Source organism: Mucilaginibacter pocheonensis (genome assembly GCF_031456535.1).
Taxonomy (GTDB): domain Bacteria; phylum Bacteroidota; class Bacteroidia; order Sphingobacteriales; family Sphingobacteriaceae; genus Mucilaginibacter; species Mucilaginibacter pocheonensis.
On sequence record NZ_JAVDUU010000001.1, the window covers coordinates 421,092 to 436,124 of the forward strand.

General features: G+C 39.5%; 9 protein-coding genes. All 9 read left to right on the forward strand.

What is annotated here, in order from left to right:
- Window positions 1-3 precede the first annotated feature (3 nt).
- Window positions 4-702, forward strand: coding sequence for a 50S ribosomal protein L1 (gene rplA / locus J2W55_RS01825; RefSeq protein ID WP_310091284.1), 699 nt, complete (start codon window positions 4-6; stop codon window positions 700-702).
- A gap of 2 nt (window positions 703-704) precedes the next feature.
- Window positions 705-1,223 carry a 50S ribosomal protein L10 gene (rplJ, locus tag J2W55_RS01830; protein WP_310091289.1) on the forward strand — a complete coding sequence of 173 codons (519 nt, stop codon included), beginning with the start codon at window positions 705-707 and terminating at the stop codon, window positions 1,221-1,223.
- 63 nt (window positions 1,224-1,286) lie between these two features.
- Complete coding sequence (gene rplL / locus J2W55_RS01835) at window positions 1,287-1,670, forward strand: 50S ribosomal protein L7/L12 (protein WP_310091291.1); 384 nt, start codon at window positions 1,287-1,289, stop codon at window positions 1,668-1,670.
- 219 nt (window positions 1,671-1,889) lie between these two features.
- Window positions 1,890-5,693: a DNA-directed RNA polymerase subunit beta gene (rpoB, locus tag J2W55_RS01840; RefSeq protein ID WP_310091293.1), complete on the forward strand. Its 3,804-nt coding sequence runs from the start codon at window positions 1,890-1,892 to the stop codon at window positions 5,691-5,693.
- A 108-nt stretch (window positions 5,694-5,801) separates the two neighbouring features.
- The gene (rpoC, locus tag J2W55_RS01845; protein WP_310091295.1) at window positions 5,802-10,088 is read left to right on the forward strand and encodes a DNA-directed RNA polymerase subunit beta'; all 4,287 of its coding nucleotides are present in this window, start codon (window positions 5,802-5,804) and stop codon (window positions 10,086-10,088) included.
- 198 nt (window positions 10,089-10,286) lie between these two features.
- Window positions 10,287-10,961 carry a (d)CMP kinase gene (gene cmk / locus J2W55_RS01850; protein WP_310091297.1) on the forward strand — a complete coding sequence of 225 codons (675 nt, stop codon included), beginning with the start codon at window positions 10,287-10,289 and terminating at the stop codon, window positions 10,959-10,961.
- Between the two features lie 370 nt (window positions 10,962-11,331).
- Complete coding sequence (locus J2W55_RS01855) at window positions 11,332-11,643, forward strand: DUF3467 domain-containing protein (RefSeq protein WP_310091299.1); 312 nt, start codon at window positions 11,332-11,334, stop codon at window positions 11,641-11,643.
- A 157-nt stretch (window positions 11,644-11,800) separates the two neighbouring features.
- On the forward strand, window positions 11,801-12,616 hold the full coding sequence (locus J2W55_RS01860; protein ID WP_310091301.1) for a polysaccharide biosynthesis/export family protein: 816 nt from the start codon (window positions 11,801-11,803) through the stop codon (window positions 12,614-12,616).
- 12 nt (window positions 12,617-12,628) lie between these two features.
- A complete protein-coding gene (locus J2W55_RS01865; protein WP_310091303.1) occupies window positions 12,629-15,031 on the forward strand; it encodes a GumC family protein in 2,403 nt (800 codons plus the stop codon).
- Window positions 15,032-15,033: the final 2 nt, after the last annotated feature.

Consider the following 15,033-nt stretch of genomic DNA (forward strand, 5'->3'; position numbering starts at 1 on the left):
ACAGTGGCTAGATTAACAAAAAATCAAAAAGTGGCACTCTCCAAAATTGAGGCAAATAAATCGTATTCATTAGAAGCTGCATCAGCTTTGGTAAAGGAATTAACCCTTACTAAGTTTGATTCATCAGTTGATATAGATGTTCGTTTAGGTGTTGACCCGCGTAAAGCCAATCAAATGGTGCGTGGTATTGCAACATTGCCTCATGGAACCGGTAAAACTGTACGTGTTTTAGTACTTTGTACTCCTGACAAAGAGCAGGAAGCAAAAGACGCGGGTGCAGATTACGTAGGTTTGGATGATTATATTGCCAAGATTGAAGGCGGATGGACTGATGTTGATATTATCATCACTATGCCAAGCGTTATGGCTAAGGTAGGTCGTTTAGGTCGTATATTAGGCCCTCGTAACCTTATGCCAAACCCTAAATCAGGAACAGTAACCCCAGAAGTTGGAAAAGCTGTAACTGAGGTAAAAGGCGGTAAAATCGACTTCAAAGTTGATAAAACAGGTATCATCCATACCTCAATAGGAAAAGCATCTTTCCCTGCAGATAAAATTTATGAGAATGCATTAGAAGTATTGCAAACTATCTCAAAATTAAAACCATCAGCAGCAAAAGGAACATATTTCAAGAGCATTCATTTATCTTCAACTATGTCGCCTGGAATTGAAATTGAAACCAAAACAGTAGCGGGGATTTAATCATGAATAAAGAAGAAAAACACGATCTTGTTCTTGCCCTTACTGAGCAGATGAAAGAATTTGGTAATTTTTATATTACTGATACTTCAGATCTGACGGTTGCTAAGATCAATGACATCCGTCGTAAATGTTTCGATAGCGAAATTACGATGAAGGTAGCAAAAAATAGCTTGATCAAAAAAGCTATGGAAGCTGCAGGCGGTGATTATGCTCCAATATATGATGTATTAAAAGGTTCATCATCAATCCTTTTTTCAAAATCAGCAACTGCTCCGGCAAAGCTGATCAAACAATTGAGAAAAGCGGGTGACAAACCGGTTTTAAAAGCAGCTTATATTGATTCATCGATATTTATTGGTGATAACCAGATCGATACTTTGATCAAACTAAAATCAAAGGAACAATTGATCGGCGAGATAATCGGATTACTGCAATCACCTGCCAAAAACGTTGTTTCTGCATTACAATCAGGCGGAAGCATCATTGCAGGTGTTGTGAAAACATTACAGGAAAGAGGTTAACGAACACCTTATTAAAGTTCGATATTAAAAAACAAAAAGCATTAAAAGTAAAATTTAAATAAAATGGCGGATTTAAAAGCGTTTGCTGAACAGTTGGTAAACTTAACAGTAAAAGAAGTAAACGAATTAGCTCAAATCTTAAAAGATGAGTATGGTATTGAGCCTGCTGCTGCAGCTGTTGCTGTTGCTGCTGCTCCTGCTGGTGGCGATGACGCCCCTGCTGCTGCTGCAGAACAAACTGCATTTGACGTTATCCTGAAAGAAGCAGGTGGCCAAAAATTAGCAGTTGTTAAATTAGTAAAAGACTTAACCGGTCTTGGTTTGAAAGAAGCTAAAGATCTTGTTGACGGCGCACCTAAAGAAGTAAAAACTGGTGTATCTAAAGAAGAAGCTGAATCTCTGAAAAAACAATTAGAAGAAGCCGGAGCAGTAGTTGAGGTTAAATAATTTAACCCACTCAAATATAGCATCAGACTCCGACCTGTTTTGGTCGGGGTCTATTGCTGTTTATAATAGTTTAGATATCAGATAGTAGATTTGAGATATGAGACTTTTAACCTGTTTATTTTGAACGGGTATTTGATTTCTGTTTTTTTCTTGTCTTACATCTCACATCTCAATTCTTACATCTACAAAAGTTTATTAATAAACTAAAATTATAATACCTTGGCAAACAACAATAATCAAAGAGTAAACTTTGCAACCAGTAGAAAGGTACTTGATTACCCTGATTTTCTGGATGTGCAGTTGCAATCTTTCCAGGAATTTTTTCAATTGGAAACCACCTCAGACAACCGTTATAAAGAAGGTTTGTTTAAAGTGTTTGCTGAAAATTTTCCTATATCGGATTCAAGAAACATCTTTGTTTTAGAGTTTCTTGATTACTTTATTGATCCGCCACGTTACGATATACAAGAGTGTATTGAGCGCGGATTAACTTACAGTGTGCCTTTAAAAGCCAAGCTTCGCCTGTCATGTAATGACGAGGAACACGAAGATTTTGAAACAATTGTACAGGACGTGTACCTGGGAACCATCCCTTACATGACCCCTAAAGGTACGTTTGTTATTAATGGTGCCGAGCGTGTAATTGTATCACAGTTACACCGTTCGCCAGGTGTGTTCTTTGGCCAGAGCCGCCATACCAACGGTACAAAACTATACTCGGCCCGTGTTATTCCATTTAAGGGTTCATGGATTGAGTTTGCTACAGACGTTAACAACGTAATGTATGCTTACATTGACCGTAAAAAGAAATTCCCGGTTACTACGCTGCTTCGTGCCATTGGTTATGACTCTGATAAAGATATATTGGAGCTGTTTGAACTGGCCGACGAGGTAAAGGTGAGCAAATCAGGCCTTAAGAAATTTATTGGCCGTAAGCTTGCTGCAAGAGTGCTTAAAAAATGGGTTGAAGACTTTGTTGATGAGGATACCGGTGAGGTAGTGTCTATTGACCGTAACGAGATCATTCTTGAGCGCGAAACTGTATTGGAAGATGACCATATTGATATGATCATTGACGCCGGTGTTAAAACCATTATCCTTAATAAGGAAGATGCTGCCACCAGCGGTGATTATACTATTATATATAACACCTTACAAAAAGATACCTCCAACTCAGAGAAAGAAGCGGTTGAACACATCTACCGTCAATTACGTAACGCTGAACCACCTGATGAAGAAACAGCTCGTGGTATCATTGACCGTTTGTTCTTTTCTGATAAAAGATATGACCTGGGCGATGTGGGTCGTTACCGCATCAACCGTAAATTAAAACTGAACACCTCTGATGAAACAAAGGTGTTAACCAAACAGGATATTATTGCCATTGTTAAGTATTTGATCAAACTGATCAACTCTAAAGCTGAGGTGGATGATATCGATCACTTGTCAAACCGTCGCGTTCGTACAGTGGGTGAGCAGTTATATGCTCAGTTTGGTGTTGGTTTGGCACGTATGGCACGTACTATACGTGAGCGTATGAACATCCGCGATAACGAGGTGTTTACGCCAACTGACCTGATCAACGCACGTACATTATCATCTGTTATCAACTCGTTCTTTGGAACAAACCAGTTGTCACAGTTCATGGACCAAACCAATCCACTGGCAGAGATCACGCACAAGCGTCGTCTGTCAGCCTTAGGGCCGGGTGGTTTATCACGTGAGCGTGCTGGTTTTGAGGTTCGTGACGTACACTACACCCACTACGGTAGGTTATGTACCATTGAAACTCCGGAAGGACCGAACATTGGTTTGATCTCATCTCTTTGCGTACACGCCAAGATCAATAACTTAGGCTTTATTGAAACCCCGTACAAACGTGTGGTTGAAGGTAAAGTTCAGGTTGATGAGCCGGTTATTTACTTATCGGCCGAGGATGAGGATGGTAAAACCATTGGTCAGGCAAACGCTCATTATGATGATAACGGCGTATTTGCTACTCCGCGTGTTAAAGCACGTTTTGAGGGCGACTTCCCGATCATTGAGCCTGAAAGACTTGATTTGATGGATATTGCTCCAAACCAGATTACTTCAATTGCGGCTTCGTTAATTCCGTTCCTTGAACATGATGACGCTAACCGTGCATTGATGGGATCGAACATGCAGCGCCAGGCAGTGCCTTTATTGCGTCCTGAATCGCCAATTGTTGGAACCGGGCTGGAAGGTCGTGTTGCAAAAGATTCACGTACACTGATCAACGCCGAAGGCGATGGTGTGGTTGAATACGTAGATGCAAACGAGATCCGTATTAAATATGATCGTAACGAGCTTGACCGCCTGATATCTTTTGATGGCGATTCAAAAAGCTACCGTTTAACCAAGTTCAAGAAAACCAACCAAAGTACAACCATGAACCTTAAGCCGATTGTTAAAAAAGGCCAAAGGGTATCAAAAGGCGAAGTGCTTTGCGAAGGTTATGCTACACAAGCAGGTGAACTTGCCCTTGGCCGTAACCTTAAAGTGGCATTCATGCCTTGGCAAGGTTACAACTTTGAGGATGCGATAGTAATATCTGAGCGCGTGGTATCACAGGATATATTCACTTCACTTCACGTTGAAGAATTTGAGCTGGAAGTGCGTGATACCAAACGTGGTGAGGAAGAATTGACACCAGATATCCCTAACGTATCAGAAGAAGCTACCAAAGACCTTGACGAAGACGGAATTATCCGTGTAGGCGCCGAGGTTAAAGAAGGCGACATCCTGATTGGTAAGATCACTCCAAAAGGCGAATCTGACCCATCACCGGAAGAAAAACTGTTACGCGCGATATTTGGCGATAAAGCAGGTGATGTTAAAGATGCATCACTGAAAACTCCGCCATCTATTGCAGGTGTGGTTATCGATACCAAGCTATTCAGCCGTGCTAAAAAGACTTCAAAAGCCGAAGAAAAAGCACAGTTGGAAAAACTGGATATCAAACATGAAAAAGCGGTAAAAGATCTTAAAAATACTTTGATCGAAAAGTTATTTGAGATCGTGAACGGTAAAACATCACAAGGTGTTTACAACGTTTACAAAGAACTGCATGTACCAAAAGGCGTTAAATTCACCCAGAAAATATTAGTTGAGCTTAATTACGAAAATATTAACCCAACTAAATGGACCACAGATGATGACAAGAACGATCAGATCAAGATCCTTCTTCATAACTATAACATTAAAGTTAATGAGGAATTAGGAGCTTACCGTCGTGATAAATTCGCCATCAGTGTGGGTGATGAGCTGCCTTCAGGTATTGTTCAAATGGCTAAAGTTTACATCGCTAAAAAGCGTAAGCTTAAAGTGGGTGATAAAATGGCCGGTCGCCACGGTAATAAAGGTATTGTTGCGCGTATTGTACGTGACGAAGATATGCCTTTCCTGGAAGACGGAACACCGGTTGATATTGTGTTGAACCCGCTGGGTGTACCTTCACGTATGAACTTGGGGCAGATATATGAAACGGTATTAGGCTGGGCCGGTAAAGAGCTTGGTATTAAATTCGCTACTCCAATTTTTGATGGTGCAAGCCACGAAGAAGTGGAAGAGTGGGTTAAAAAGGCAAACCTGCCAGAATCAGGCCGTACCTATTTATACAATGGTTTAACAGGCGATCGTTTTGACCAGCAAACAACGGTAGGTATTATCTACATGTTAAAACTGGGCCACATGGTTGATGATAAGATGCACGCGCGTTCAATTGGGCCATACTCATTAATTACACAACAGCCATTGGGTGGTAAAGCCCAGTTTGGTGGTCAGCGTTTTGGTGAGATGGAGGTTTGGGCACTCGAAGCATTTGGTGCATCAAACATACTGCAGGAAATATTAACCGTTAAATCGGATGATGTTATAGGCCGTGCCAAAACTTACGAGGCTATCGTTAAAGGTGAAAACCTGCCAACTCCGTCTGTTCCTGAATCATTCAACGTATTGGTTCATGAATTAAGAGGTTTAGGTTTAGATATCACGTTAGAATAATTATTGAGTTATTGAGGGATTGAATTATTGATTAATTCGGTCCTTCAGTAATTTTCGAATTCTATAATTCAATAATTCATCCTTCAATAATTAAAAACAAAGGAGACTATGTCTTACAAAAAGGATAATAAAATCAAAAGTAATTTCACCACAATTACGATCAGCCTGGCCTCGCCTGAGTCCATCCTTGAACGTTCAAGCGGTGAGGTTTTAAAACCAGAAACCATCAACTACAGGACGTATAAACCTGAGCGCGATGGTTTGTTCTGCGAACGTATTTTTGGTCCGGTTAAAGATTATGAGTGCCATTGCGGTAAATACAAACGTATCCGTTATAAAGGTATTGTTTGTGACCGTTGCGGTGTTGAAGTAACCGAAAAGAAAGTTCGCCGTGAGCGTATGGGCCATATTAACCTTGTGGTTCCGGTTGCGCACATCTGGTATTTCCGCTCATTACCAAACAAAATTGGTTACCTGTTAGGTTTGCCTACTAAAAGGCTTGACCTGATCATTTACTATGAAAGATATGTAGTTATACAGCCTGGTATTAAAGAAGCTGACGGGATCAACAAAATGGATTTCCTGACTGAAGAAGAATACCTTGACGTATTAGATACCCTTCCAAAAGAAAACCAGTACCTTGACGACAAAGATCCTCAGAAATTTGTAGCCAAAATGGGTGCCGAGGCTTTGGAAGAGCTGCTAAAACGCCTTGATCTGGATGAATTGTCATTCAGCCTACGTCACCAGGCCGCAAACGAAACCTCACAGCAACGTAAAAACGAAGCTTTAAAACGCTTACAGGTTGTTGAGGCTTTCCGTGATGCAAAAACCAGGATTGAGAATAACCCTGAGTGGATGATCGTTAAGATTGTTCCGGTTATCCCGCCTGAGCTGCGTCCGTTGGTGCCTTTGGAAGGTGGCCGTTTTGCCACTTCAGATTTGAACGATCTTTACCGTCGTGTAATTATCCGTAACAACCGTTTAAAACGCTTGATCGAGATCAAAGCGCCTGAAGTTATTTTACGTAACGAAAAACGTATGCTGCAGGAAGCGGTGGATTCGTTATTTGATAACTCACGTAAAGTAAACGCTGTTAAAACTGAAGGTAACCGTGCCCTGAAATCACTTTCAGACATCCTGAAAGGTAAGCAAGGCCGTTTCCGTCAAAACTTATTAGGTAAACGTGTGGATTACTCTGCCCGTTCGGTAATTGTTGTAGGGCCAAACCTTAAATTACACGAATGCGGTTTACCAAAAGATATGGCTGCCGAGCTGTTTAAACCGTTTATCATCCGCAAAATGATTGAGCGTGGTGTGGTTAAAACAGTAAAATCTGCCAAAAAGATAGTTGACCGTAAAGACCCATTAGTTTGGGACATTCTGGAAAACGTATTGAAAGGACACCCTGTATTACTAAACCGTGCGCCTACGCTGCACAGGTTAGGTATCCAGTCATTCCAGCCAAAACTGGTTGAAGGTAAAGCGATCCAATTGCACCCTTTAACCTGTACAGCCTTCAACGCGGATTTTGACGGTGACCAGATGGCTGTTCACGTACCACTTGGTAACGCAGCAATTTTGGAAGCCCAGATCCTGATGCTTGCATCGCACAACATCCTTAACCCTGCAAACGGAACGCCTATTACTGTACCGTCGCAAGACATGGTACTTGGTTTGTACTACATAACCAAAGGCCGTAAAACTGACGCATCACGTGTTGTAAAAGGCGAAGGCTTAACTTTTTACTCGGCAGAGGAAGTAATTATTGCTTATAACGAGAAAAAACTCGACCTGCATGCTTTTATTAAAGTTAAGGCTCTTGCTAAAGAAAAAGATGGCCGTATTGTAAGCAAAATTATTGATACCACTGTAGGTCGTGTGTTGTTTAATCAGCATGTACCGGTTGAAGTTGGTTATATTAATGAGTTGCTGACCAAAAAATCACTGCGTGATATTATTGGTGAGGTTGTGAAAATTACCGGTATGGCACGTGCGGCACAATTCCTTGATGATATTAAGGAATTAGGCTTCAAGATGGCATTCCAGGGTGGTTTATCATTTAACCTTAAGGACATCAATATCCCAGCAGAAAAAGTTGCACTTATTGAACAGGCTTCTAAGCAAGTTGATGAGGTAATGGGTAACTACAATATGGGTTTCATTACCAATAACGAGCGTTATAACCAGATCATCGATATTTGGACACGTATCAACAATCGCTTAACCGCGAATGTAATGGATATCTTGAGTACCGATAATCAGGGTTTCAACTCTGTATACATGATGCTTGATTCAGGTGCACGTGGTTCAAAAGAGCAGATCCGTCAACTTGCAGGTATGCGTGGTTTGATGGCTAAACCTCAAAAATCAGGTTCAGGCGGCGAGATCATTGAAAACCCGATCCTGTCAAACTTTAAAGAAGGTTTATCGGTATTGGAATACTTCATTTCAACTCACGGTGCCCGTAAAGGTTTGGCGGATACAGCGTTGAAAACTGCCGATGCAGGTTACTTAACCCGTAGGTTGCATGACGTTGCCCAGGATATGATTGTAGGCGAAGTTGATTGTGGTACTTTAAGAGGTATTTACACAACAGCGCTGAAAGACAATGAAGATATTGTTGAACCATTATATGACCGTATTTTAGGCCGTACTACTTTACATGACGTACATGACCCTATTACCAATGAATTATTGGCGACAGCCGGTCAGGACATTACTGAAGAAGTTGCCAAGAAAATAGAGAACTCTCCGCTTGAAGGTGTTGAAATCCGTTCGGTATTAACATGCGAAAGCAAGCGTGGTGTGTGCGCATTATGCTATGGCCGTAACCTTGCCAGCGGTAAACGTGTGCAAAAAGGCGAGGCTGTAGGTGTTATTGCAGCACAATCAATTGGTGAGCCGGGTACACAGTTAACCCTGCGTACGTTCCACGTGGGTGGTACCGCCTCAAACATTGCTGCTGAATCACAGATCAATGCAAGGTTTGATGGTATCATTGAATTTGAAAACGTTCGTACGGTTGAATATACTACCGAAGAAGGTAAAGTTGATGTGGTGTTAGGCCGTTCAGGTGAGTTCCGTATCGTTGAAGAAGGAAGCAATAAAGTAATTGTTACCAATAACATCCCTTACGGTTCATACCTTTACATTAAAGATGGCAGCAAAGTAACCAAAGGCGACCGTATTTGTTCATGGGATCCATACAATGCTGTTATTATATCTGAATTTGCAGGTTTAACCCAATTTGAAGCCGTATTAGAAGGAATCACTTTCCGTGAAGAATCTGACGAGCAAACTGGTCACCGCGAAAAAGTAATTATAGATACCAGGGATAAAACTAAAAACCCTGTTATCCAGATCACTGATACAAAAGGTAACATTATAAAAGGGTATAACATTCCGGTAGGAGCACACATTGCCGTTGAAGAAGGCGAGAAACTACAAACCGGACAGGTTATTGCTAAGATCCCTCGTTCAACCGGTAAAACCCGCGATATTACAGGTGGTTTACCACGTGTAACCGAGTTGTTTGAAGCGCGTAACCCATCAAACCCTGCTGTTGTAACCGAAATTGACGGTGTGGTAACTTTAGGTGGTGTTAAACGTGGTAACCGTGAGATCACCATTGAATCAAAAGACGGTCAGGTTAAAAAATACCTTGTTCCATTGTCAAAACACATCCTTGTACAGGATAACGACTTTGTGAAAGCTGGTATGCCATTATCTGATGGTTCAATATCACCTGCTGATATCCTGGCTATTAAAGGCCCGGCCGCAGTACAGGAATACCTGGTAAATGGTATACAAGAGGTTTACCGTTTGCAAGGTGTGAAGATCAATGACAAACACTTTGAGGTTATTGTACACCAGATGATGCAGAAAGTATCAATTGAGGATGCAGGTGACACCCGTTTCCTTGAGCGTGAAGCTGTTGACAGCTGGGATTTCATGACTGAGAATGATGAAATATTTGATAAAAAGGTTGTTGTTGAGCCTGGTGATTCGCCTACATTGAAAGCCGGGCAGATTGTATCTTTGAGAAGGTTACGTGACGAAAACTCAATACTTAAACGTAAAGATTTAAGATTGGTTGAAGTGCGTGATGCTATTGCGGCAACTTCAAGCCCGATACTGCAAGGTATCACCCGGGCATCATTAGGTACTAAATCATTTATCTCAGCCGCGTCATTCCAGGAAACTACCAAAGTACTGAATGAGGCTGCAATTGCAGGTAAAAAAGATTTGATGCTTGGTCTTAAAGAAAACGTAATTGTAGGTCACCTGATCCCTTCAGGTACAGGTTTACGCGAATATGAAAATATCCGTGTAGGCTCACAAGAAGAGTTTGACCGCTTAATGGCTTCAAAAGCTGAAGAGGTAGAAGCTTAAGCTATTCAAAACTAATAAAGAGGAATCCGTCTCATATTAATTTATGAGACGGATTTTCTTTTTATATACCTTAAATGTTAACACTGTGTTAACGTTTGGTTTCCATAAAAAGCGGGCTGTTAAAAACTTTCGTTATCGATTAGTTTTTTATGAAAATGGCAATGTTTGCTCATTTGTTTTTGTATTTTAGCAACACTTATGAATAAAAATATAGTAGTTGCAATTGATGGTTATTCATCCTGCGGCAAAAGTACACTGGCCAAAGCCCTGGCCAAAAAGCTTCATTTTATTTATGTAGATAGTGGCGCCATGTACCGGGCCGTTGCTTTGTACTTTTTGCGCAACAATATTGATGTACACAATCACGAGCAAATTGTGGAGGCTTTAAAGAACATCCATCTCAATTTTCATTCGCGCGATTACCAGACCCATATTACCCTAAACGATGAAGAAGTATCGGATGAGATCCGTTTGATGCCCGTATCTGATAAGGTAAGCGAAATAGCTGCCATACACGAGGTACGCAAAGAGATGGTGAAACAGCAACAACGCATGGGCCATTCCAAAAACATTGTGATGGATGGGCGCGACATTGGCACAACTGTTTTCCCCAATGCTACGGTAAAAATATTTATGACTGCCGACCCAAAGGTGCGCGCTGAAAGACGTTACAAAGAAATTGTTGGCAAGAACCCTGAAATTACGTTAGAGGATGTGTTTGAAAACCTGGCCCATCGTGATTATCAGGACACCACCCGCGAGGAAAGCCCGTTGGTGAGGGCCGATGACGCTATTATATTGGACAATACCGAGCTCACTCCTGCAGAGCAACTGGAATTTGCCCTTGATAAGGTAAGGCCTTTTGCTTTATAGATTTTAAACTATCTTGTTAAGATATCCCTACGAAACTATTTAAAGAATTTTAGCGTATCATCTCAATTGTAAAGATAATAACGTTTAATCTGTTTAGGATACATCCGCACCTTTTTACATACCATTTAAATATGATATTTAGAATGTACCAGTTGTTCATCTGAATGAAAAACATATCTCTTGATGTCAATTTAGTTAATGACCCTGATATAATTTAAAAGATTTGAAATTAGCGGTTTAGGAAATTAATTAAAAAAAATTAAAACATTATTTAAGATTTGCTGTTTAAGAGGCTGGCAATTGCAAATGGGTATAAATTATTGTAATAAAGGTATTTTTACTATAAGGAGGACTTATTAATTAAAATAATATGGAAGAGCAAAACGAAAACCAACTTAATATTGAACTCTCTGAAGAGATTGCAGAAGGCATATATGCAAACCTGGCCATAATCACTCATTCCAGTTCAGAGTTCGTGCTTGATTTTATCAGGGTTATGCCTGGTGTGCCAAAGGCAAAAGTAAAATCAAGGATCATATTAACGCCAGAGCATGCCAAACGCCTTTTATCTGCATTGGAAGACAATATTGAAAAGTTTGAAACCCTAAATGGACGTATTAAAATACAACAAGATCCATCAGGTTTTCCGATGAATTTCGGTGGTACAATGGGACAAGCTTAATTTTAAATGTTACATTAAAATGCACTTTTAATTAAGGAAAAGTTATAGTTATGGCACTTTTATAAAAAAAATAATAATTATTTAGTCGTTTTTTAGAAAAAAGTGTATATATTGCGACGTTTTAAAACACATCTATAAGATTTGAAATCTTAACTTTATGAGAAATATCTGCTTAAGAAATTTGTGCTTATTATTGCCGATTTTTATTGTCAGTGTTGGGTTATTTTCATGCTCAGCACCCAAAAATGTTAAGTACTTCCAAGATATTCCCGATTCAGGGCAGCTTAAGACAATTGCCAAGGCGGAGTTTATTGAGCCAACAATTCAGGTTGATGACATTTTAACAATACTGGTTCAAACGGTAGATCCTCAGGCCACCGTATCTATCAATTCAGGCAATTTACCTATTCAAAATTCTATCTCACCTGTTGGTTCCGGTAGTCAGGGCGGACAAATTTCCTCTGGTTATTTGGTTAACAAGGAGGGGTTTGTTGATGTGCCAATTCTTGGGCACATTAAATTAGTAGGCCTTACCACCAGTCAGGCAAAGGAAGTTATTGCTAAAGAAGCAAATAAAAACTATAAGGACGCAACGGTAATAGTACGGTTTGCCAACTTTAAGTTTAGTGTTACCGGAGAAGTAGCCAAGCCCGGTGTATATGTATCAGCAAATGAAAGGACCAGTATATTAGATGCTATATCACTGGCCGGTGATTTAACCATTTTCGGCAAAAGGGAAAATGTGTTATTAGTAAGAGAAAATTTAGATGGTACCAAAACCCCGGTTCGTCTTAACCTCAATAAGAGCGAAATAATGACATCTCCCTATTACTATTTAAGGCAGAATGATCTGATTTATATAGAACCTAATAAATCAAAGGTTGCTTCAACAGATGCCTCAAAAGCAAGATCGTATACAATTATAGCAGCTGCCTTGTCAGTTATAATTGTTTTAATAAGCAGGATAAGATAAAAAATAAAAAAAATGGATAAGGAGTTTATGTCTACCAATAATACAATAAACGATACCGATGAAACTATTGATTTTAAGTTTTGGTTATCAAAGTTTATAAATAATTGGGCGTTTTTTGTGTTAAGCGTAATTGTTTGTTTAGTCCTTTCATTCGCCTATTTAAGGTATTCTACCCCCAGTTTTAATATCTCAAGCAAATTGATGGTTGAAGACCAAAAAGGAGGAGGTGCTTCTTCCGGTAGTGGTGCCGTGGGAATTGATTTCTCCAGTATTTTTGGTTTACCTAACAATGCTCAAAATGAATTGGAAATATTGAAGTCAAAAAGCCTGATCAATAGTGTTATTGACCAGATGCAGCTTAATGTTACCATATATAGAAAAGGTTTTATAAACAGCGTAGAGTTATATGATGAGGCACCATTCGCGGTAACTGTTAATTACAAAATTAATGTTGATTCCGTACTCATCCGAAATTACGATATTGAACTGTTGGGGAATGATTCTTTTTCTCTTAAGAACGGAAAGGACGATATTGACATTAAAGGAAAGTTTGGAAGTGTTATCAAACTTGGCATGTACGATATCATATTAAATAAAAAAGTTAACTATTCACCATCTGTTCTGGGTCAATACATTGTTTCTATACAATCAACAGATGCAAAAGTTGACGAGTTATCACAGAAATGCGATGTTCAGTTATCTGATAAGCAAAGTACTACATTAGATCTGTCGCTGCTATACTCGCATCCCCGAAAAGGCGAGGCTATACTGCAAACATTAATGAACTTATATATCAAGCAGAACTTAGATAATAAAGTTCAAATAGCAGATAGTACTATTAAGTTCATAAATAGCCGTTTAAAAATAGTTAGTTCAGAATTATCTGGTGTTGAGGATAAATTACAAAGCTTTCAACAAGAGAATAAATTGGCGGATGTTGTTGAGCAATCAAAAGCGCTTGTACAAGGTTCCAGTGAATATTTAAATAAGCTGAATGATGTTGATGTACAACTTGCAATAGTTAAGGACCTGGAGAAATACATTAAAAATTCAGTTAATAAAACTATTATTCCTAATACCTTATCCGTTCAGGACCCTGCATTCGGTACAGCAATAGAGAAATATAATGATTTGCTTGTAGAAAAAGGCAAATTGGAATTATCTTATAAAACAGATAATCCGGTAGTTAAGAATGTTGATGATCAAATTGAAGGTACAAGACAGAACCTGGAGAAAAGTTTCGATATATACAAAAAAGGGTTAGAAGCAACTAAAGCAGAGTTATCTCAAAAAAATGGATTGATTAATCAAAAAATCCAATCTGCACCTAAAGCGCAAAGGATATTCCTTGATTATTCGCGCGAGCAAAACTTGCGTCAAACACTGTATTTGTTCCTTCTTCAAAAAAGAGAAGAGACAGCGATTTCGAAAACGTCGACCATGTCTGATTCAAGGATAATTGACCCTGCAAAAAGTGATTATAAGCAATCAAGCCCAAAAGCCTCAATTGTATATTTAGGCGGATTGATTTTCGGATTGATATTCCCTATCGGCTTCCTGACACTTAAAGAATCGTTCAATATAAAGATTATTACCAAGCAAGATGTTGAAAAGGAAACCAGTATACCGGTTGTTGGTGAAATAGGTAATAATGAAGACAAAGAGAATTTAGTGGTGTTGCCCGGCTCCCGGTCAATTATATCCGAACAATTTAGGTCCTTGCGGACAAATTTGAGCTATCTCGGGGCGTCTACCAATGCGCAGGTTATATTGGTTACATCAAGTATGAGCGGCGAGGGTAAATCATTTGTGAGTTTAAATTTGGGTAGTACTTTAGCCTTGAGTGGTAAAAAGGTTGTTTTCTTAGAACTGGATTTGCGGAAACCCAAAATGTCAACTCAAATTGGCGCCGACCACAGTTTCGGATTTACCAATTACGCTGTTTCTGAAACAATGAAGGTTGATGAAATACTTAAACCCACATTTTTTCATGAAAACTGTTACCTTGTATCGTCAGGCGCTATTCCTCCAAACCCTGCGGAGCTGCTGTTAAGTGATCGTTTAGAGAAGATGATCACTGAATTAAAAGCAAAGTTTGATTACATTATTATAGATACCGCACCCGTTGGGCTTGTTGCCGACGCGCTAAGTATCGAAAAATTCACAGATGTAGTACTTTATGTTGTACGTCAGCGGTATACCTATAAATCTCAGTTAGGTATCTTAAATAAGCTGGTTAGCGACAGAAAGTTAAAGAAAGCTTATTTAATTATTAATGATATTGAATCTGTTAAAGGTGGATATTACGGCTATGGTTACGGTTATGGCTACGGTTATGGCTACGGCTATGGTTATGGTTATAGCCATGATGCAAAAGAGAAAAAAGGTTTTTTTGCTAAACTATTTAAGAGTTAATA

What these genes read in the sequence shown, in the direction of transcription:
- rplL (WP_310091291.1), top strand. Translation starts at nt 1,287, where the DNA reads ATGGCGGATTTAAAAGCGTTTGCTGAACAGTTGGTAAACTTAACAGTA.
- rplJ (WP_310091289.1), top strand. Translation starts at nt 705, where the DNA reads ATGAATAAAGAAGAAAAACACGATCTTGTTCTTGCCCTTACTGAGCAG.
- J2W55_RS01860 (WP_310091301.1), top strand. Translation starts at nt 11,801, where the DNA reads ATGAGAAATATCTGCTTAAGAAATTTGTGCTTATTATTGCCGATTTTT.
- J2W55_RS01855 (WP_310091299.1), top strand. Translation starts at nt 11,332, where the DNA reads ATGGAAGAGCAAAACGAAAACCAACTTAATATTGAACTCTCTGAAGAG.
- rpoC (WP_310091295.1), top strand. Translation starts at nt 5,802, where the DNA reads ATGTCTTACAAAAAGGATAATAAAATCAAAAGTAATTTCACCACAATT.
- J2W55_RS01865 (WP_310091303.1), top strand. Translation starts at nt 12,629, where the DNA reads ATGGATAAGGAGTTTATGTCTACCAATAATACAATAAACGATACCGAT.
- cmk (WP_310091297.1), top strand. Translation starts at nt 10,287, where the DNA reads ATGAATAAAAATATAGTAGTTGCAATTGATGGTTATTCATCCTGCGGC.